Genomic DNA, 20,739 nt, shown 5'->3' with positions numbered 1-20,739 from the left:
CGGCCCCACCCTGCCGCAGGGCCGGGCCGCCGGGGGCGACGCGCGCTACCCGGGACGGGGGAAAACAAACGTGAGTCGCCGCGAAACGGGAATTTGCGGATCGACTTGACACGGCTTTTGCTCAGTGTGACTCTGTGGGTACGCAGCGTTATCGCGACACGGGTCCGAGACGCGCGCGGGGAACCAAACCGGGGGGATGCGCGGGGCGGCCGGACACTGGGCGGGAGACGCCCGGGGACCGACCGCCCCGCGCGCTGTCCGGCGGTCACGGCCGCTTAGTGTCCGGATTGCGACCCCACCGTGCGCTGCCCCGATCCGTGCGGCGCGTAACGTGGAGGGTCGGCCAGCCGACCAGTACGACAGGAGCGTTCATGACCAGCACCCTCCCGGCACCCGCAGGTGGTCCGTCCGCCGGACCCCGCCCCGCGACCGTCGCCGAGGGCGACTACAAGGTGGCGGACCTGTCCCTCGCCGCGTTCGGGCGCAAGGAGATCCAACTCGCCGAGCACGAGATGCCCGGCCTGATGTCGATCCGTCGCGAGTACGCGGCGGAGCAGCCGCTGCGGGGTGCCCGGGTCACCGGCTCCCTGCACATGACGATCCAGACCGCCGTGCTCATCGAGACGCTGGTGGCGCTCGGCGCCGAGGTCCGCTGGGCCTCGTGCAACATCTTCTCCACCCAGGACCACGCCGCCGCCGCGGTCGTGGTGGGTCCGGAAGGGACCGTCGAGGAGCCCAAGGGCGTGCCGGTGTACGCCTGGAAGGGCGAGTCGCTGGAGGAGTACTGGTGGTGCACCGAGCAGGTGCTGCTCTGGCCCGACGGCCAGGGGCCGAACATGATCCTCGACGACGGTGGCGACGCCACCCTGCTGGTGCACCGCGGTGCCCAGTTCGAGGGTGCCGGCGCGGTACCGCCGGTGGAGACCGCCGACTCCGAGGAGTACGCGGTCATCCTCGGCCTGCTGCACCGGTCGCTGCGCGAGGACGACCGGCGCTGGACCCGGATCGCCGCCGGTATCAAGGGCGTGACCGAGGAGACCACCACCGGTGTCCACCGGCTCTACGAGATGCAGCAGAACGGCACCCTGCTCTTCCCGGCGATCAACGTCAACGACTCGGTCACCAAGAGCAAGTTCGACAACAAGTACGGCTGCCGTCACTCGCTGATCGACGGCATCAACCGGGCCACCGACGTCCTGATCGGCGGCAAGACGGCCGTCGTGATGGGCTACGGCGACGTCGGCAAGGGCTGCGCCGAGTCGCTGCGCGGCCAGGGCGCCCGGGTCATCGTCACCGAGGTCGACCCGATCTGCGCGCTGCAGGCGGCGATGGACGGCTACCAGGTCGCCACCCTGGACGACGTGGTGGAGACCGCGGACATCTTCGTCACCGCGACCGGCTGCTTTGACGTCATCCGGCACGACCACATGGCCCGGATGAAGCACCAGGCGATCGTCGGCAACATCGGCCACTTCGACAACGAGATCGACATGGCCGGGCTGGCGAAGCGTTCCGACGTGCAGCGGGTCAACATCAAGCCGCAGGTGGACGTCTGGCAGTTCGACGACGGCCACTCGATCATCGTGCTCTCCGAGGGCCGGCTGCTGAACCTCGGCAACGCCACCGGGCACCCGAGCTTCGTCATGTCGAACTCGTTCGCCAACCAGACGATCGCCCAGATCGAGCTGTTCACCAAGACCGAGCAGTACCCGGTCGGGGTCTACACGCTGCCGAAGCACCTGGACGAGAAGGTGGCCCGGCTGCACCTGGACGCGCTCGGCGCCAAGCTGACCGAGTTGACCAAGGAGCAGGCGGCGTACCTCGGCATTCCGGTCGAGGGTCCGTACAAGCCGGAGCACTACCGCTACTGAGCGCCGGCGCCGGCCGGGCCCGCCGAGTGCGGGTGCGGCCGGCGCGCGACCGTCGGAGCAGGGGAGCCCGGACCGTGGGCGGCATGCTGGCCGTCGCCGGTCCGGGCTCCGTCCGTTCCGGGTCGGTCGGGTCACCGGCGCTGCGGGCGTACCCAGGTCCAGACGCAGTAGACGAGCCAGACGACCGCGACCGCCGTGGCGAGTGGCCGCAACCGCAACGCGTTAAGCGCGATGATCAGCGCCAGGACGAACAGCCAGGGCAGGAACGCCTTCATCGGGCGGACTCACCGGCCCGGCCGGACTCGACCAAACCGTCCATGCCCGGCTGGTGGGGCCCGGGTGGCCCGGTCAGGGGCGCCGTGGGCGACGGCAGGGTCAGGACGCCCGGACGGCCCGGACCCGCCGGAACCGGAGCGGACCAGGGCCGGGCCGCGGTGGGCGGTGGCGTCGCCGCGCGTACCGCCGCCGCTGACCGCACCGCCGGCTGTGCCTCCGGTGCCGCCGGTCGTACCGTCGGTGCCGGGACGGTGTCGGCACCGGGCGGCGGAGTCTGGTCGCGGTCGGCCCGAGTGCCTCCGTCGTCGGCCGTGACTTCCGGCCAGAGCGCCATGGTCACCGACCGGGACCGGGCGAGCCGCTGCCGGGCCCGGAGATGCCGTTCGGTCAGCACCGCCGACAGGTACGCCCAATCGGGCAGGCCCGGCGGAGGCGGTGGGGAGGTCACCGCGGCGACCTCGGCCCAGAGCGAGGCGGCCAGCTGCCGTCGGGCCGGATCGGCCAGCGTCGGACCTCGGCTGAGCAGTTGGCGGACCGCCAGCGCGAGGCCGTCGTCCAGCCGGGTGAGGTCGAGGGTACGGGCCCAGCCCGCCAGCGCCGGCGTGGTGCCCGGTTGGTAGTGCGTGGCGGCCGGACTCCGTTCGTGGATGACCAGGGTGCCGGCCGCCAGATCGCCGAGCCGCCGACCGCGGGCGTCGGAGAGCATCACGGTCACCCCGGCCACCCAGGTGAGCAGTGGCAGCACCAGACCGGGCCACTCGACGGCGACCCCGACCAGGGCCCGGGTCACCGCCTGGCGGAAGCCCACCGGACCTCCGTCGTCGCGGACCACCCGGAGCCCGACGGCGAGTTTGCCGAGTGAACGGCCGTGGTTGAACGTCTCCCAGAGCACCGGATAGCCGATCAGGACCAGCACCGCCAGGACGGTCTGCAGGCCGCGGCCGACCGCCATGTCCGGCAGCCCCACGATCCCGCTGGCGGCTAGGGCACCGAAGGAGAGGGTGAGCACCGCCGCCAGGAGGAGGGCGAGCAGCACCTGGACGACCACGTCGATCAGGAGCGCGAGGACCCGCGAGCCGAGCCGGGCGACCCGGACGTCCAGTTCGACCGCCTCTCCGCTGACCAGACCGGCGTCGGCGCCGAGGCCGGCCGCGAATGCGGTCCGGGCCGAGCTCGGCCTCGGTGGTTGCGCTGTCACGTGCACAGTGAACACTATGGTCGCGAACTGACGAGGAGACGAGTTGGATCTCGATGCGTACGTGGCGGAGCACAACGCGCAGTGGCGACGGCTGGCCGTGCTGTGCCGGCGCCGCCGGTTGACGGCGGAGGAGGCCGACGAGCTGGTCGCCCTCTACCAGCGGGCGACCACCCAGTTGTCCGTGGTACGCAGCCGCCTGCCCGACCCGGCGCTGGTGGCCCGGCTGTCCCGGCTGGTCCTGGTCGCCCAGGGCCGGCTCACCGGGCGGCCCGGGTTCTCCTGGTCGATGGTCGGCCGGTTCTTCTCGACCAGCTTCCCGGCGGCGGTCTACCGGACCTGGCCGTGGTGGTGCGCGGTGGCGGTCGGGTTCTGCCTGGTCGCGGGCTTCTTCATGTGGTGGATCGCGGACCATCCGGAGCAGGCCGCGGCGCTGGTCGGCGACGAGGCCGCCGCCGAGATGTTCGCGTCGCGCTTCGTCGGCTACTACAGCGAGTACGCCGCGCCCAGCTTCGCCTTCCAGCTCTGGACCCACAACGCCTGGATCGCGGTCCGCTGCCTCGCCTCCGGGGTGCTCATCCTGCCGGTGTTCTACCTGCTCTGGCAGAACGCCCTGAACATCGGGGTGACCGGTGGGGTGCTGGCCTCCTTCGACCGCACCGGACTCTTCTTCAGCATGATCACGCCACACGGTCTGCTGGAACTGACCGGCATCTTCGTCGCCGCCGGTGTCGGGCTGCGGATCGGCTGGGCGTGGATCGCGCCGCCCGCCGACCTGACCCGGGGACAGTCGGTCGTCCGGGCGGCCCGTACCGGGATGGTGGTCGCGCTCGGCCTGGTCGGCTCGTTCGCGGTCGCCGGCCTGGTCGAGGCCTTCGTGACCCCGGCGGCGGTGCCGACCGCGGTCCGGATCGGCATCGGAGTGCTCGTCTGGCTCGGCTTCCTCGGCTACGTGGTCGTCTTCGGCCGCCGGGCGTTGGCTGCCGAACGTGCGGCGGCGGCCGAGGAGGAGGTGGGCACCGCCCGGCCGGCGGCCGAATCCGTGACGGCGTATCCGGGCGCCGCACCCGGGACGGTGTAGCCGGGTGCCGGGCCGCCGACCCGGCGGTGCACCCGGTCAGAGCCGGCCGAGTGCCTTGAGCCGCAGATAGGTGTCGCTGACCATCGACGCCAGCCGGTCGGCCGGGGCGTCCACCACGGTCACCCCGTGCCGGTGCAGTGCCTGCCGCACCCGGTCCCGGTCGGCCAGCGCCCGCCAGGCGGCCGCGGTCGCGTACGCGTCCTGGACCCGCTCCGGTCTCCGGGTGCTGAGTTCCGCCAACACCGGATCGTGCACGGCGGCCACCAGCACCTGGTGCCGGGCGGCCAGCCGGGGAAGCACCGGCAGCAGCCCCTCGCCGAGCGCCCCCGCCTCCAGCGCGGTGAGCAGCACCACCAGGCAGCGGCGCCGTTCCCGGCGGAGGATCTCCCCGGCGACCATTTCGAAGTCGGTCTCCACCAGGTTCGGCTGCAGCGGCGCGAGCGCGTTGACCATCCGGGGGAGCGCGCCCGACTGGTTGCCCCCGGTCACCGCCACCCGGACCGCGTTGTCCACCGCGAGCAGGTCGACCCGGTCACCGGCCCGGCCGGCCAGCGCGGCGAGCAGCAGCGCCGCCTCGATCGAGGCGTCGAGCCGGGGTACGTCACCGACCCGTACCGCCGCCGTCCGTCCGGTGTCGAGTACACACACCACCCGGCGGTCACGTTCCGGTCGCCAGGTCCGGACCAGTACGTCGGCCCGCCGGGCACTGGCCCGCCAGTCGACCGAGCGGACGTCGTCGCCGACGACGTACTCGCGCAGGGTGTCGAACTCGGTGCCCTGGCCGCGTCCCCGGGCCACCTGGGTGCCGTCGATAACCCGCAGCCGGGCCAGTTTCTCCGGCAGATGCCGGCGGGACTCGAACCGGGGCAGCACCCGCAGGGTCCACGGTGGGGTCGCCGGCTGACCGGAGCGCTGCCGGAAGGCGAGTCCCAGCGGCCCGTACGAGCGCAGGGTGAGCCGTACCGCCGGCCGGTCACCGCGGCGGCTGGGGGTGAGCTGGGTCGGCAGCACGACCCGGGCCCCGGCCGGGATCCGTAGCTGCCGGTTGTCCGGGAAGTCGGGGCGGGCTCCGGCCGACGGCACCCAGGCGTCCCGGACCAGTGCGCGCAGCGTCCGGTGGGAGGTGTTGTGCAGCTGCACCGAGACGGTGGCGGTCTCGCCGAGGCGTACCGTCCGGGCGCCGTGGCGGCTCGCCACCACCGCCGCGGGTGGTACGGCGAGCGTCCGGTCGACCACGGTCAGCGCCAGCACCGCGCCGGTCATCAGCAGCACCCCCAGCCAGGGGGCGGACCAGAGCGGGAGGGTCAGCGCCCCCGCCCCGAGCAGGGCTGCGGCCCGCCAGGTCATCGTGGCGTCGGCACGGTGTCGAGTACCGCGTCCAGGACCGCGGCGGTGGTGACCCCCTCCAGTTCCGCCTCCGGGCGCAGCCGGAGCCGGTGCCGGAGGGTGGGCCGGGCGACCGCCTTCACGTCGTCCGGGGTGACGTGGTCGCGGCCGGCCAGCCAGGCCCACGCCTTGGCGGTGCCGAGCAGCGCGATCGCGCCCCGGGGCGAGGCACCCAACTCCAGGGCCGGGGTGCGCCGCGTCCCCCGGCAGAGGTCCACGATGTATCCGAGGACCGGTTCGGCGACCGCGACCCGGGCCACCGCCGCCCGGGCCGCCGCCAGGTCCGCGGCGTTCGCCACCGGGCGTACGCCGGCACTGGTCAGCTCGCGCGGGTCGAAGCCGGCGTGGTGGGCGCGGAGCACGCCGAGTTCCTCGTCGCGGTTCGGCAGCGGCATGGTCAGGTTGAGCAGGAACCGGTCGAGCTGGGCCTCGGGCAGTGGGTACGTCCCCTCGAACTCGATCGGGTTCTGGGTCGCGGCCACGATGAACGGGTCCGGCAGCGGTCGCCGGTTACCCTCCACCGACACCTGCCGTTCCTCCATCACCTCCAGCAGCGCCGCCTGGGTCTTCGGCGGGGTGCGGTTGATCTCGTCGGCGAGCAGCAGGTTGGTGAAGACCGGCCCCTCCCGGAAGGTGAAGGCGGCGGTACGCGGGTCGAAGATGAGCGATCCGGTCACGTCGCCGGGCATCAGGTCCGGGGTGAACTGGAGCCGCTTGGACTCCAGGTCGAGCGCGGCCGCGATGGTCCGGACCAGCAGGGTCTTGGCCACCCCGGGTACGCCCTCGAGCAGCACGTGACCCCGGCAGAGCAGGGCGAGCACCATGCCGGTGACCACGCTGTCCTGTCCGACGACCGCCTTGCCCACCTCGATCCGGAGCCGGTGCAGGGCCGCCCGGGCGTCGTCGGCCCCGACGGGGGTGGGGCCCGGCTGGGTCGGTACCCCGTGCGGTGGGACGGCGAGCGGATCTGCGGTTCCGGCGGGTCGGGTCACCGGGTCTCTCCTTCGAAGTGGTCGTGCCGGGGCGGGTGGGGTGGGTGCTGCCCGGCCGGGGGAATCAGGTGGTCGAGGGCCCGGGCCAGGTCGAGCAGCTCCGGGTTGCTGGTCGGGTCGGGCCCGAAGAGCAGGTGGTGTACGTCGTCCGGGGATCGTCCGGTGTTCGCCGCGACGACCCGTACCACCTCTGCCTCCGGCGTCTCCGGTGTCAGGTTCAGCACCGGCCCGAGCCGGTGCAGCGCCGCGGCCCGCAGGATGCCGGCGGTCGGCCCGTACGCCCGGGCGCGGTGGTAGAGCCGGCCCCGGCCGATCGTGGTCTCGGCGGCGGGCACCGTCACCGGCAGCGGCTCCGGTACCGGCGGGCCGAGCCGGCGGGAGCGCCAGAGCGCGGCGATGAGCAGGGCCAGGGCGAGTTGGACGAGAAGTGCCCAGAACCACGGAGGGAAGGCGTCCGCCAGTGGGTTGCGGTTGTCCGGACCGTCCGCCCGCCGGTCGTCCGGCTGCTGCCGCTGCTCCGGTTGCCACGGCTGGCTGCCCTCGGAGCCCTGCGACGGCCCGCTCCCGCTCCCGTCACCGTCGCCGGAGCCGGGCGCCGGGTCGTAGCCGCCCGGCGGCGGGCTCCACTCCAGCTCACCGTCGGGGTGGGCGGGCGGTACCGGTTCCGGGCCGGCGAGGTCGAGCCAGAGCACCCGTCGGTGTACGCCCAACAGTCCGGCGGCCAGGTCACGGTTGTGCCACTCGTCGATCCGGTCGTTGCGGAACGGGTCACTGGCGCCAACCACCACCATGTCGTTGCCGCGCCATCTGCTCCGGGCCACCCCTCCCGCGAAGCAGAGGTCGGCCCGGAACGACAGCTGGGGCGGGTCGGCGTACCGCTGCCGGAACACGGCGGCGGGGCCGACCGTGCTGATCTCCGGCAGCCGGCACGGCCGGCCGTCCGGGGCGGCGGACGGCGCCGTCCCGGTGGCCCAGCGCCGGCCGGCGTCGACCAGGGGCACCCGGGCCACCGACAGCACCTGCGGTGGTGGGTCCACCAGCAGCACCCGGACGTTCTCGGCGGGGTCGACCAGCACCTGCCAGTACGCCGGATGGACCAGGCCCGGTGTCGGTACGAAGATCGTGACCCCACCTCCGGCGGCCCGGCCCAGCGCCTGCGGGGTGGTGGTGACCCGTTCGACGGTGACGCCCCGGGCGCGCAGTTCGGCGGCGAGCCGGCTGCCGCCGACGTCGGCGCTGCCGGTCGGGGCGAGCAGACCCGGGTCCGGGTCGGGTTGGTCGACCTCCCGGGTGACCAGGGTGGTGGTCAGCAGCGCGGCGGCGACGCCGAGCGGAATGACCACCCGGTGCCAGCGGCGGCGACGTCGGGCCCGGTCCGGGGCCCGGCCGGGTGGTGCAGCGGCGGCGGGGCCCGCCGGCTCCGTCGACGGGGCGGTCGTCGGGTCCGGGGGTGAGGTGGTCGTCATGTCCGGGCGCTCCCGTCGCCGCCGGAGGCGGATCGGCCGGCGAGGACCTCGTCCAGTTCGGCGGCGAGGTCCCGCATCCGTTCGTCGTGTTCCGGACGGGCCGGACGTTGGCCGTACCAGAGGTCGGAGAAGATCTGGCCGGCGTCGTGCAGCGGCCGGTTCAGTTCGGGCCGGCTCCGGGCCGCCGTGGCGGCGATCTCGACGACCGTCATCCCCGGCTGGTGTTCCAGCACCCGCCGGTCGACCAGGCGGCGGACCATGCCCCGGAGCCGCTCCCGGACCGCCTCGGCGTACCGGCCGTCCCGGGCCAACCGGTCGGCGAGCGAGACCAGCGTGGCGACCGGCACGTCGGGCAGTTCGGGCCCCGGTTCCGCCTCGGGTTCGGCGACCGGCTCCGGTGCCGCCTCCGGCACGGGCTGCCGTCGGGGTCGTCGTCGCCACCGCCGGAAGAGCCGCCAGCGGGGCAGCCGCCGGGGCACCCAGGCCGGGAAGTGGTACCAGGCGAGCGCGACCAGGATCGTGGCCAGCACCAGCAACAGTGCGGCCAGCGGCAGCGGGACGTGGTCGCCGAGCGCCGCCGTGGCCTCGGTCCACCACCGGCTGACGCTCACGGCCGGACCGCCGACGGGGTGGGCCGGAGTTGGCCCGTACGGCGGGCCTGGGCGATGGCGATGTCCATTCCCTCCGTACGGATCCGGGTCTCCAGGTGGACGACGGCGTCGAGGCAGGCGAGCACGGAGTAGGCGATGCTGTTGATGACGGCCCAGAGCACCGCCCCGAACGGCACGAGCCAGGCCGGGTCGAGCAGGCCGACCCCGTCCAGGCCGACGAAGACGCCGATCGTCAACCCGACCCGCAGGATCCACCAGACGAGGTAACCGAGCACCCGGATTCCCGCCGCCCGGCCCCCGAGCCGTAACGCGAGGGAAGCCGACCGGCCCAGTGCCCGCAACGGTCCGACCCGTTCCAGGGCGACCGCCGGCGCCAGACCGCCGAGCAGTGCGATGGCGACGATCCAGGCCGGCATGGCGAGGGCGGCGAGGAACATGAGGAGGCCACCGAGGGCGGCGACCGCCACGGTCGGGCCGTACCGGGCGCCGGTCGGCCGGAGCATGTTCGGTAGCGGCGCGGTCGGATACACCAGCAGGGTTCCGGCCGCACGTGCCGTCAGGTTGCCCAGCAGCGCGATGATCACGACCTCGGCGGCCGCCCCGACGGCCAGCAGGAACCAGTACCCGCCGAGGTTGTCGAAGTCCGGCAGGTAGCCCGGTGGTGCGACCCCGGTGGCGAGGCGCAGCGGATACAGCAGGAGTTGTTCCGACGCGGCGAGCCCGATCGCGACCGGGAGCAGGGTCCGGGCCTGGCGGCGGAAGAGCAGCACCGCCGAGTCGAGGAGTTCACCGACCGTGAGTGGGCGCAGGGGCAGTACGGCGGTCGGACCGGCGTCGGACAAACGCACTCCTGGCGGCAGCGGGGGTTCAGCGGGGAGACGCAGCAGTCATGGTGACACGGCGGGTCATCCGGCCGTGCGCCCGCTCGGTCCGATCCGGTACCAACGGCCGGGAATGATTACGTTAAGTATTTCGTGCAGTTGCACTGAGTGTCTGGCGGTGTGTCCGGCGGTGCTTGTCCTGACGGCGATGAGCAGCGGATACGTGGTGCCGCCGGTGGTTCGGAGGCTGGTGCCCCGTCACTGCCCACGGTAAGCTACTGCGCTTCGTGACCATGGTTTGACCGACGCGCCCGCCGCACCGGCGGGCGCGGGACCCACGGTGTTGAACAGAGGATGGAAGATTAGTCCCATGAGAGCCCGGGTACTGGTCGTCGACGATGACCCCGCACTTGCCGAGATGCTCGGTATCGTGCTGCGCAGCGAGGGGTTCCTCCCGTCGTTCGTCGCCGACGGCGAGCGGGCGCTGACCGCGTTCCGGGAGAACCGGCCCGACATCGTCCTGCTCGACCTCATGTTGCCGGGAATGAGTGGGATCGACGTCGCCCGGGCGATTCGTGCCGAGTCGGGCATCCCGATCGTCATGCTGACCGCCAAGAGCGACACCGTCGACGTGGTGCTCGGGCTGGAGTCGGGGGCCGACGACTACGTCGTGAAGCCGTTCAAGCCCAAGGAGCTGGTGGCCCGGATGCGGGCCCGGCTGCGGCGGGGCGAGGACGCCGCACCCGAGCTGCTGACCATCGGGCCGCCCGGCAACCAGATCAGCATCGACGTACCGGCCCACACCGTGAGCCGGGACGGCGAGGAGGTCAAACTGACCCCGCTGGAGTTCGACCTGCTGGTGGCGCTGGCCCGCAAGCCGCGTCAGGTCTTCACCCGTGAGGTGCTGCTGGAGCAGGTCTGGGGATACCGGCACGCCGCCGACACCCGACTGGTCAACGTGCACGTGCAGCGGCTGCGCGCCAAGATCGAGCCGGATCCCGAACGACCCGAGGTCATCCTCACCGTGCGGGGAGTCGGCTACAAGGCGGGCACCGGATAGCCTGGGGTGCACTGTGGCCCGCACCCTGACCTCGGTCTCCGCCCTGCTCGCCCACGTCGCCCCGGCCGGGCGGCGGCTGTGGCGCGTCGGTTCGGCCCGGACGACGGCGACCGCGGCCGGGTTGCACCGCACCTGGCGGCGCTCACTCCAGGTCCGGGTCGTGACCATCACCCTGGTCGCGTCGAGCCTGCTGGTGGGCGGTTTCGCCTACCTGGTGGTGCACAACATCACCGACATTGTGCTGGAGAACGCCCGACGGGACGTCAAGAGTCGGCTCTCCGATGGTCAGGAGTACGCGGCCAAGCAGCTCAGCAACCACACCGCCCCGTCCGAACAGGGGCTGCGGGCCACCTTCGAGAGCACGGTCAACTATCTGGCCGGCGGTGATCCGGCACAGCTCGGCGGGGTCGTGGTGGCCCTGGAGGCCGGCGGATCCCCGGACGTCCCGCCCGCGACCTCGCCGCAGGTGGACGTGGACGGGATCCTCAGTCCCGAGCTGCGCGAGATGGTCGAGGACGGCAAGGTCGCCGACCAGATCCGCACCGGTGACCTGTTCAGCACCGGGCACACCACCAAGTACCTGATCTACGGGTCGCCGGTGCCGACCCGGTTCGGCCAGGTCGAACTCTACTATTTTGTCCCGTTGACCCGGTGGGACCAGATCGCCACCGGGGCTCGGTCCACCGTACTGGCCACCGGGTTCGCGCTGGTCGTCCTGCTCGGCCTGCTCGCCGGCCTGGTCACCCGGCTGGTGGTCAATCCGGTACGGGTGGCCGCCCGGACCGCCCAGCGGCTCTCCGCCGGGCTGCTCGACCAGCGGATGGTGGTCAACGGCGAGGACGACCTGGCGATGCTCGCCGCCTCGTTCAACCAGATGGCGACGAACCTGCAACGGCAGATCGTCCGGTTGGAGGAGATGTCCCGGCTGCAGCGCCGCTTCACCTCGGACGTCTCGCACGAGCTGCGTACCCCGCTGACCACCGTACGGATGGCCGCGGACCTGATCTACGCCGAGCGGGACGGGTTCGACCCGGCGGTCACCCGTACCGCCGAGCTGTTGCACGCCGAACTCGACCGGTTCGAGGACCTGCTCACCGACCTGTTGGAGATCAGCCGGTTCGACGCCGGCTTCGCCATGCTGGACGCCGAGCCCACCGACCTGGTGCCGGTGGTGCGTCGGGTCGCCGACCGGTTGGAGTCGCTCGCCCGCCGGTGCGGGGCGCCGCTGCGGCTGGTGGTGCCGGACGCCCCGGTGATCGCCGAGGTCGATCCACGCCGGGTGGAGCGGATCCTGCGCAACCTGGTCGGCAACGCCGTCGAACACGGGGTCGGCAAACCGGTCGAGGTGGTCCTCGGGGTGGACGAGACCGCAGTCGCGGTCACCGTCCGTGATCATGGAGTCGGGTTGAAGCCCGGCGAGGAGAAGCTGGTCTTCAACCGGTTCTGGCGGGCCGACCCGTCGCGGGCCCGGCAGACCGGCGGCACCGGGCTCGGCCTGTCGATCAGTCTGGAGGACGCCCGGCTGCACGGCGGTTGGCTGGAGGCGTGGGGTGCCCCGGGCGAGGGGGCGCAGTTCCGGCTCACCCTGCCCACCCGGGCCGGTGACCGGTTGACCTCGTCGCCGCTGCGGCTGGTGCCGGCCGACGCCCCGGACGCGGTCACCCTCCGCTGGCCCGCCGAACCGCTGCCCGCCGGTCCGGAGTCGGCTCCCCGCCGGTCGGCCGGTACGGAGCCGCGCGGCGTCGACGAGCGGTCCGGTCCGGCCCCGGTCCCGTCGTCCGGCACGGAACCGCGCGGCGACGGACCGGACGAGCTGCCCGACCCGGCACCGCCCGCCCAACCGGCCGACCCGGCGGCACCGCCGTCCCGACGGGTCGGCCCGAGAGCTGCGGTCGAGACCGGACACCGCGAGGTGACCCGATGAGGTGGCGGCTTCCCGTCGTACTGCTCGCCGTGCTGCTGCTGCCGGCGGCGACGGCCTGCGGCATCCCGGACGAGACCGAGGTCCGGGTCAACGGCTCGGGGCCGCAGGCGGAGACCGGCCCGGCGGGCCGGCCCGGCGATCCGCCGCGCAGCCGCGCCGAGAGCAGCAGCGACGAGTTCCGGTTCGCCCAGGATTTCCTGACCGCCGCCGCCGGTGAGGCGGACGAGGCCTACCAGCGGTTCAACGACTTCATCGTGCCGGAGAAGCGGCTGGCCCCCCAGCCGGGCAACGAGATCAACGTCATCCGACTGGACGCGCCGCCGCTTGTCACCTTCAACAACGACGGCACCACGTCGATCACCATCGAGCGGGTGCAGCAGGTGGGCGTGCTGCGGGCCAACGGATCGATCGGCGAGCCGATCGCCACCGAGAGTTCGTACACGTTCACGGTCGGGCAGGCGCCGACCGAACCGGGTGAGGTCGGCGGGCTCTGGGTGCTGGACCCGCCGCCGGTCGTGCTGATGACGGACGAGGCGCTGCAGCAGTACTACCGGGAGCACACCATCTACTTCTGGAACGTCAACCGGGACGCCCTGGTGCCGGACCTGCGCTACCTCCCGGTCACGGTGCCGGTGCAACGGCAGGCCACCGAGGTGCTCGACTGGTTGATCGGCGGCCCGACGGACTGGCTCGGCACGGCCGTCGTACGGCTGCCGGACGGTACCGGTCCGCTGGGCAACGTTCCGGCGCCGAAGGAGGGCGGCCGGCTGGAGGTCAACCTCTCGGTGAAGGCGGGAGTACTCGACACGGACGTCGAACTGGACAAGCTCTTCAACCAGATCGTCTGGTCGCTCAAACTGAGCCCGACGCTGTACAGCGAACTCGAGTTGAAGATCCAGAACCAGAGTCGGAAGGTCGCGGTCGCCGAGGACTGGCGGCGGAACCACCCCCTCTACCAGCTCGGTGCACCCCCGGTCCGGTACGGCGTGCTGGCCGGCACCGTCTACCCGTTGTCCGAGCCGGGCGAGGAGCCGATCGTGCCGATCGCGCCGGAGGCCAACCGGGACATCGTCGCGGCGAGCCTGAACCGGGCCGGCGCGACGATCTCGGCGGCACTGGTGACCAGCGAGCAGACCCGGTTCCGGCTCCGTACCGGCGCGGGAATCGGTACGGTCCGCGAGTTCCGTACCGGGCGGAAGTCCTTCGGCACGATGGGCCGACCGGTGTGGTTGAAGCGGGCCGGCAACGTCGGCCCGACCGGGCTGGTCGTCGCGGACGGCGGACTCTACGAGTTCCGTACGGACAACCCCACGCTGACCCCGGTGCCGCTCACCGGCGCGTCCGGTCGGGTGACCGCGGTGGGAGCGGCCCTGGACGGCAACCGGATCGCCTTCGTCGTCAGCGGCCGGCTCTACGTCGCGGGGGTCCGGACCGTCGACGGCACGTTGAGCGTCGGGCCGTCCCGTCAGGTCGTCACCTCGTTGCGTGACCTGACCGCGGTCGACTGGTACGGGGAGAACTCCCTGGCGGTGGCCGGTGTGGAGCGGAACGGTCGGGCCGCGGTCTACAAACTGAACGTGCACGGGGCGCAGGAGACGGCACTGATCACGGACGTCGGTGCGGCGGTCACCCAGTTGGCGACGTACCCGGAGAACCCGGATGCCCCGGTGCTGTCCCGCCCTCCGCTGTACGAGGCCAACCAGGTCGCGTACGGCACCGGCGGCAGCCCGATCGGCCGGGACCAGGTGGTCGCCGGTGCCTCCGGACTGCCACCCGGCTCGGCCACCCCGACCGCGCCGTTCTACCTCTACTGACGACCGGCTCTTCGAACGGCGGACGGGGGCAGTGGTGCTGGCGGGGATCTGGTCCGACCTGGCCGATCTGGTGCTGCCCGCCGAGTGTGCCGGCTGCCGAGGGCTCCGGCTGCCGCTGCGGCAGGGCGCCTGCGCCGCCTGCGTCGACAGGCTCGCGGCCCTGCGTCCGGCGCCGACTCGCCCGACACCGGCGCCGGTGGGACTGCCGGATCTGGTGGCCCTCGGCCCGTACCAGGAGGTGTTGCGGGAGGCGCTGCTGTCGTACAAGGAGCGGGGCCGGCACGGGTTGGCCCGGCCGTTGGGCCGGCTGCTGGCCGAGGTGGTGGCGGAGGCGGTCGGTGAACCGCGGCCGGTACTGCTGGTGCCGGTACCGGCGACCGCCCGGGCCGTCCGGGCCCGGCACGGCGACCACCTGCGGCGGCTGGCCCGGCAGACGGCTCTCCGGTTGCGGGCGGCCGGCTGGTCGGTGGCGGTCGCGTATCCGCTCCGGGCCCTGCCCCGACCCGACTCGGCCACGCTGGACAGCGCCGGCCGGGCCGCCGCGGCGGAGGCCGCGTTCCCGGCCCGGGTCGGGCGGGTGCCGGCGGCCCGGCGGGCCGCCACCGGTCGGGCCGTCGTGGTGCTGGACGACATCGTGACCACCGGCGTGACCCTCGCCGCCGTGACCCGGTCGCTGCGCGGCGCCGGCATTCCGGTGTACGCCGCAGCGGTGCTCGCCGCCACCGTGCGCCGTGGTCGCGGCTGACCCGTACCCCGTCGGCGCCGACCCGCGCGGCTGGCGCCGTGCCCGGCGGGGGTGAACCGCACGGCCCGTGCTGACTCTGCGTGCCAGTGTTTTCACCCTATCGCGTCCGCTGTGGAATCTTTCGGAATTGGTCTTGGTGAGTGGGGTGACGACCGGCCCGACAGGCGTTAGCGTTTTGTTTACCGGGGGTATGAGGGGTGTTCCAGCCCTCCGGGAGCACCTGGAAGGAGGCGCAGCCGCAGCGATCCGGTCGAGCCGAATGGACTTCCCAGGGGGCGGGCTGACCGGGATTTTTGTTTCTGCACGACTCTCCGACGGCGCAGGGAGGTCACGCATGGATCTCGTGGTAAAGGGCCGAAACGTCGAGGTGCCGGATCATTACCGGCAACACGTAGCCGACAAGCTCGCGAAGATCGAGCGCTATGATCACAAGCTTATTCGGGTCGACGTGGAACTCTTTCACGAACGCAATCCGCGACAGTCCGATCACTGCCAGCGAATAGAGATTACCTGCATCTCCCGAGGTCCGGTGGTGCGCGCCGAGGCGTGTGCGAAGGACTTCTACTGCGCACTCGACGCCGCGATCGCGAAGCTCGACACCCGGCTCCGCCGGGCCGCCGACCGGCGCCGCGTACACCGGGGGCGGCATGCGCCACTCTCCGTCGCCGAGGCGACCGCGAACCTCCCGGTGGCCGACTTCGGCGACGCCGCCGTGGCCACCCTGACCCGGCCGGCGCCGGAGCAGACCCGGAACGGACGGGAGGCCGAGCCCGAGTACGACGGCTACGAGGAGTACGACGACGCGCAGCCCTGGCACATCGCCCGGGAGAAGGTCCACCCCGCCGAGCCGATGACGGTCGACGACGCCCTGTTCCAGATGGAACTCGTCGGGCACGACTTCTATCTGTTCCTGGACAAGGAGTCCGGCCGGCCGAGCGTGGTCTACCGACGCAGGGGCTACGACTACGGCATCATCGCGCTGACGAACTGACCGTCGGTACCACCCCGTCGGGTCCGGGGGCCACCCCCGGACCCGGTGCGGTGGGGTTCAGGCGCCGGTCCTGGCGGGCGTGACCAGCCCGAGGTCACCGGGGAGCAGTGATCCGACCCAGGCGTCGGTCCGGGTGCCACGGTGGTTCAACGCGTGCCGGGCGGTGCCCTCGAAGACGAAGCCGACCTTCTCCACCGCCCGCCTCGAGGCGGTGTTGCCGACGTTGGCCCGCCACTCGATCCGGGCCAGCCCGAGGGTGGTGAAGCCCCAGGTGCAGATCGCCGTCACCGCGGCCGGACAGTAGCCACGACCGCGCGCGTACGGCGGCACCAGGAATCCCAGGTCGCCCACCAGCGGGTCGGCCGGCGACACCCGGAGTTCCATGACCCCGGCGAACCGGTCGTTGTCGTCGGCGATCGCGAACGCGGCGCCGGTCGCCCGACGCCACACCGTCGGGCCGTGCTCGTGGACGAAGAACTCCGCGTCCGACGGCTGGTACGGGTCCGGCACCGTGGTCCAGCGGACCGTCTCCGGGTCCTGGCAGGTGGTCACGAGGTCGGCCAGGTCGCGTTCGTCGAGCGGACGCAGGCGCAGTTCCGTACCGGCCGGCGTGCGGGCGAACAGCACCGGCTGGGCGGTGCCGAAGACGGCCGCCCGGCGGGCCTCCAGCGAGCCGGGACCCCCGGGCAGCGGTCGGCCGGGATCCCCGGCCGGTGCGCCGCTGTCCGCGGGCGGCGGTGCGGAGGGATCCCCGGCCCGTGGGCCGGTGCCGGCGGGCTGCGGTGCGGCCGGCCCCCCGGGGTGCGCTCCGGCCAGGTCCTCGGCGAGCAGCGAGCCGATCCAGCCGTCGTCGCAGCCGGTCCGACCCGGGTGGGCGAGCCGGAGCCGTCCCTCGATCCGGAAGCCGGCGCGGAGCGCGACCAGCCGGGAGCCGTGGTTGCCGACCTCGGCCTGCCAGATGATCCGGCGCAGCCCCAACTCCCGGAACGCCCACCGGCACAGCGCCCGGGTGGCCCGGACGGCCACGCCGCGCCCCCGGGCCCAGGGGGCCGTCCAGTAGCCGACCTCCGCCGTGTCCAGGCTCGGGGTGATCGCGACCAGTCCGCAGGAGCCGAGCAACTCGCCGGTGGCCGCGTCGCAGACCGCGAACGGAGCGCCGCTTCCGGTCGCCCAGGCCTGCGGGGCGATGGTGCCGACGAAACCCTCGGCGTGTTCCATCCGGTACGGCGCCGGGATGGTGGTCCAGCGCTGGATGTCCGGATCCTGGCAGGCCCGGTACACGGCCTCGGCGTCCTCGGGCCGCCACGGCCGCAGCACCAGTCCGTCCTCGGTGATGGTCACGGACCCTGTCGGGGCGTTCCGGGTCATTCGGTCATCTTGCTCCTGTAGCTGCACCCACGCATGATCGCAGCGGGTTCGCGCTCGGCGTAATCGGATTTGCTGCGCGCCGGCCCGCTGGTCGGGCGAAATGTCTGGCTCAGTCAAGCTGGAGGGCGGCGCGACTGACGGCGGGGCCGGTGATGCGCCTACGATGGTTCGGCAGACTGTCTAGGGGAGCGTTGATCCGTGTCGATTCTTGAAAAGGTCCTTCGCGCGGGCGAAGGGCGCATGCTGCGCCGGCTCAAGGCGATCGCGGCTGCCGTCAACTCGATCGAGGACGACTTCGTCAACCTCACCGACGCGGAGCTGCGCGGCATGACCGACCAGTTCCGGGAGCGGCTGGCGGACGGCGAGACCCTCGACGACCTGCTGCCCGAGGCGTTCGCCACGGTACGCGAGGCGGCCTCCCGGGTGCTCGGCCAGCGTCACTACGACGTACAGATCATGGGCGGCGCCGCGCTGCACTTCGGCAACATCGCCGAGATGAAGACCGGTGAGGGCAAGACCCTGACCTCGGCGCTCCCGGCGTACCTGAACGCGCTCTCCGGCAAGGGTGTGCACGTCGTCACCGTGAACGACTACCTCGCCGAGCGGGACGCCGCCTGGATGGGGCGGGTGCACGAGTTCCTGGGCCTGACCGTCGGGGTGGTCCTGCCGAACCGTCCGGCCGCCGAGCACCGGGCCGCGTACGAGGCCGACATCACGTACGGCACCAACAACGAGTTCGGCTTCGACTACCTCCGGGACAACATGGCCTGGAGCAGGGACGATCTCGTCCAGCGGGGGCACAACTTCGCGATCGTCGACGAGGTCGACTCGATCCTGATCGACGAGGCCCGTACGCCGTTGATCATCTCTGGTCCGGCCGAGCACTCCGCCCGCTGGTACGGCGAGTTCGCCCGGGTGGTGGACCGGCTGCAGGCCGGCAAGGACGGCGAGGGTGACTACGAGGTCGACTACGCCAAGCGGACCATCGCGGTGACCGAGCGGGGCGTGGCCAAGGTCGAGGACCGGCTCGGCATCGACAACCTCTACGAGTCGGTCAACACCCCGCTGGTCGGCTACCTGAACAACGCGATCAAGGCCAAGGAGCTCTACAAGCGCGACAAGGACTACATCGTCAACGAGGGCGAGGTCCTGATCGTCGACGAGTTCACCGGCCGGATCCTGCACGGCCGCCGCTACAACGAGGGCATGCACCAGGCCATCGAGGCCAAGGAAGGCGTGGAGATCAAGCAGGAGAACCAGACTCTTGCCACGATCACCCTGCAGAACTACTTCCGGCTCTACAGCAAGCTCTCCGGGATGACCGGTACGGCCCAGACCGAGGCCGGCGAGTTCAACAAGGTCTACAAGGTCGGGGTCGTCACCATCCCGACCCACCGTCCGATGGTCCGGGTGGACCGGCCGGACGTGATCTACAAGACCGAGAAGGCCAAGTTCAACGCGGTGGTCGAGGACATCGCCGAGCGGCACGCCATCGGGCAGCCGGTCCTGGTCGGCACGGTCTCGGTGGAGAACTCGGAGATCCTTTCCCAGCTGCTGCGTCGCCGGGGCATCCCGCACGCCGTCCTCAACGCCAAGTTCCACGCGCGGGAGGCGGAGATCGTCGCCCAGGCCGGGCGTAAGGGTGCGGTCACGGTGGCCACCAACATGGCGGGCCGTGGTACGGACATCCTGCTCGGCGGCAACCCGGAGTACCTGGCCGCCACCGAGCTGCGCCAGCGTGGCCTGGACCCGGTCGAGCACGCCGACGACTACGCCAAGGCGCTGGAGGAGATCCTCCCCAAGTGGAAGCAGGCGTGTGACGCCGAGGCCGAGGAGGTTTCCGCCGCCGGCGGCCTCTACGTGCTGGGCACCGAGCGGCACGAGTCGCGGCGCATCGACAACCAGCTGCGCGGTCGGTCCGGCCGACAGGGTGACCCGGGCGAGTCCCGCTTCTACCTGTCGCTGCAGGACGAGCTGATGAAGCGGTTCCGGGCCGGCGCGGTCGAGGCCGTGATGGAGCGCTTCAACATCCCGGAGGACGTGCCCATCGAGTCGAAGATGGTCACCCGCCAGATCAAGAGCGCCCAGGCCCAGATCGAGGGCCAGAACGCCGAGATCCGTAAGAACGTCCTCAAGTACGACGAGGTGATGAACAAGCAGCGCCAGGTGGTCTACGCCGAGCGCAAGCGGGTGCTCGACGGCGAGGATCTGAACGACCAGATCCAGCACATGATCGAGGACACCATCACCGCGTACGTCACCGGGGCGACCGCGGACGGCTACGCCGAGGACTGGGACCTCGACCAGCTCTGGTCGAGCCTCAAGCAGCTCTACCCGATCGGGATCACCGTCGAGGACGTGGTCGAGGAGTCCGGCGGGGAGCGCAACACCCTGGACGCCGACTTCCTGCTCGAGCAGGTCAAGCAGGACGCGTTCGCGGCGTACGGGCGACGCGAGGAGCAGCTCGGCAGCGAGGCGATGCGCCAGTTGGAGCGGATGGTGCTGCTCCAGGTGATCGACCGGAAGTGGCGTGAACACCTGTACGAGATGGACTACCTGCAGGAGGGCATCTCCCTGCGGGCGTACGCCCAGCGCGACCCGGTGGTGGAGTACCAGCGCGAGGGCTTCGACATGTTCGCCACCATGATGGACGGGATCAAGGAGGAGACGGTCGGTTTCCTCTACAACGTGGAGGTCCAGGTCGAGGAGGCCAGGCCGGCCGCGTCCGACCAGGCCGAGGTGGACGCCGAGGCCGGGCCGGCGGAGCCGCCGGTGGAGATCCGGGCCAAGGGCCTCGGTCGGGCTCCCCGCACCCAGGGGCTGCAGTACTCGGCCCCGACCATCGACGGTGAGGCTCCGGCCACCGGTGGTGTGGCGGTCGAACGGCCGCAGCCCCAGCCACAGGCGCCGGCGCTCGGGGTCGGTGGCCCGCCCGCCCCGGCGGCGATGTCTCGGCGTCCCGCCCAGGGGCAGGCCAGCGGTGCGGCGAACGCCCCGTCCCGGAACGCGCCGTGTCCGTGTGGGTCGGGCCGGAAGTACAAGCGCTGTCACGGAGCGCCCGGCGGCGCCTGACCGCTGACCCGTACGTACCCGCGCGACCCGGCCGCCCCGTGACGGCCGGGTCGCGCGGTGTTTCGC

At 72.3% G+C, this 20,739-nt stretch carries 16 protein-coding genes; 8 read left to right on the top strand and 8 right to left on the bottom strand.

The annotated features are described in order from the left end of the window. Nucleotides 1-371 precede the first annotated feature (371 nt). Nucleotides 372-1,871, top strand: a complete 1,500-nt coding sequence (gene ahcY / locus ABGB05_RS23305) for an adenosylhomocysteinase (protein WP_347655587.1) — start codon at nt 372-374, stop codon at nt 1,869-1,871. Between the two features lie 131 nt (nt 1,872-2,002). Here the strand turns inward: ahcY and ABGB05_RS23300 are convergent, their stop codons facing one another. Then, the gene (locus ABGB05_RS23300; RefSeq protein WP_347655586.1) at nt 2,003-2,146 is read right to left on the bottom strand and encodes a hypothetical protein; all 144 of its coding nucleotides are present in this window, start codon (nt 2,144-2,146) and stop codon (nt 2,003-2,005) included. After that, nucleotides 2,143-3,345 carry an RDD family protein gene (locus tag ABGB05_RS23295; RefSeq protein WP_347655585.1) on the bottom strand — a complete coding sequence of 401 codons (1,203 nt, stop codon included), beginning with the start codon at nt 3,343-3,345 and terminating at the stop codon, nt 2,143-2,145. The genes ABGB05_RS23300 and ABGB05_RS23295 overlap by 4 nt, the downstream gene beginning before the upstream one ends. Before the next feature lie 43 nt (nt 3,346-3,388). On the opposite strand from ABGB05_RS23295, the gene ABGB05_RS23290 reads away from it, so the two are divergent. Then, nucleotides 3,389-4,423, top strand: coding sequence for a stage II sporulation protein M (locus ABGB05_RS23290; RefSeq protein WP_347655584.1), 1,035 nt, complete (start codon nt 3,389-3,391; stop codon nt 4,421-4,423). A 36-nt stretch (nt 4,424-4,459) separates the two neighbouring features. Here ABGB05_RS23290 and ABGB05_RS23285 read toward each other — a convergent pair whose 3' ends face one another. The 5 genes from ABGB05_RS23285 to ABGB05_RS23265 form a co-directional block, all read right to left on the bottom strand. Further along, a complete protein-coding gene (locus ABGB05_RS23285) occupies nt 4,460-5,770 on the bottom strand; it encodes a DUF58 domain-containing protein (RefSeq protein WP_347655583.1) in 1,311 nt (436 codons plus the stop codon). Further along, a complete protein-coding gene (locus ABGB05_RS23280) occupies nt 5,767-6,696 on the bottom strand; it encodes a MoxR family ATPase (RefSeq protein ID WP_347655598.1) in 930 nt (309 codons plus the stop codon). The genes ABGB05_RS23285 and ABGB05_RS23280 overlap by 4 nt, the downstream gene beginning before the upstream one ends. A gap of 101 nt (nt 6,697-6,797) precedes the next feature. Further along, nucleotides 6,798-8,267 carry a DUF4350 domain-containing protein gene (locus tag ABGB05_RS23275; RefSeq protein WP_347655582.1) on the bottom strand — a complete coding sequence of 490 codons (1,470 nt, stop codon included), beginning with the start codon at nt 8,265-8,267 and terminating at the stop codon, nt 6,798-6,800. Further along, entirely contained in the window at nt 8,264-8,878 is a 615-nt protein-coding gene (locus ABGB05_RS23270; protein WP_347655581.1) for a DUF4129 domain-containing protein, read from the bottom strand. The genes ABGB05_RS23275 and ABGB05_RS23270 overlap by 4 nt, the downstream gene beginning before the upstream one ends. Then, the gene (locus ABGB05_RS23265) at nt 8,875-9,720 is read right to left on the bottom strand and encodes a hypothetical protein (protein WP_347655580.1); all 846 of its coding nucleotides are present in this window, start codon (nt 9,718-9,720) and stop codon (nt 8,875-8,877) included. Before ABGB05_RS23265 ends, ABGB05_RS23270 begins: the two co-directional genes overlap by 4 nt. A gap of 349 nt (nt 9,721-10,069) precedes the next feature. Here ABGB05_RS23265 and mtrA point away from each other — a divergent pair, with 349 nt between their 5' ends. From mtrA to raiA, 5 genes are all read left to right on the top strand, one after another. After that, nucleotides 10,070-10,759, top strand: a complete 690-nt coding sequence (gene mtrA / locus ABGB05_RS23260; RefSeq protein ID WP_331212357.1) for an MtrAB system response regulator MtrA — start codon at nt 10,070-10,072, stop codon at nt 10,757-10,759. Nucleotides 10,760-10,835: 76 nt separating this feature from the next. Then, a complete protein-coding gene (gene mtrB, locus ABGB05_RS23255) occupies nt 10,836-12,683 on the top strand; it encodes an MtrAB system histidine kinase MtrB (RefSeq protein WP_347655597.1) in 1,848 nt (615 codons plus the stop codon). After that, nucleotides 12,680-14,497 (top strand): LpqB family beta-propeller domain-containing protein, encoded by a 1,818-nt coding sequence (locus ABGB05_RS23250; protein ID WP_347655579.1) that lies wholly within the window; start codon nt 12,680-12,682, stop codon nt 14,495-14,497. Before mtrB ends, ABGB05_RS23250 begins: the two co-directional genes overlap by 4 nt. A gap of 34 nt (nt 14,498-14,531) precedes the next feature. Beyond that, entirely contained in the window at nt 14,532-15,242 is a 711-nt protein-coding gene (locus ABGB05_RS23245; protein ID WP_347655578.1) for a ComF family protein, read from the top strand. 334 nt (nt 15,243-15,576) lie between these two features. Further along, on the top strand, nt 15,577-16,233 hold the full coding sequence (gene raiA, locus ABGB05_RS23240; protein ID WP_347655577.1) for a ribosome-associated translation inhibitor RaiA: 657 nt from the start codon (nt 15,577-15,579) through the stop codon (nt 16,231-16,233). 57 nt (nt 16,234-16,290) lie between these two features. Here raiA and ABGB05_RS23235 read toward each other — a convergent pair whose 3' ends face one another. Then, entirely contained in the window at nt 16,291-17,601 is a 1,311-nt protein-coding gene (locus ABGB05_RS23235; RefSeq protein WP_347655576.1) for a GNAT family N-acetyltransferase, read from the bottom strand. A 198-nt stretch (nt 17,602-17,799) separates the two neighbouring features. Between ABGB05_RS23235 and secA the strand changes: the two genes are divergently transcribed. Next, nucleotides 17,800-20,673: a preprotein translocase subunit SecA gene (gene secA / locus ABGB05_RS23230; RefSeq protein ID WP_347655575.1), complete on the top strand. Its 2,874-nt coding sequence runs from the start codon at nt 17,800-17,802 to the stop codon at nt 20,671-20,673. The last annotated feature ends 66 nt before the right edge of the window (nt 20,674-20,739 follow it).

The organism is Plantactinospora sp. B5E13, assembly GCF_039871775.1.
In the GTDB taxonomy this organism is placed as follows: Bacteria; Actinomycetota; Actinomycetes; order Mycobacteriales; family Micromonosporaceae; genus Plantactinospora.
Note: the sequence above shows the minus strand (reverse complement) of the source record. Positions and strands in the feature narration are given on the sequence as shown.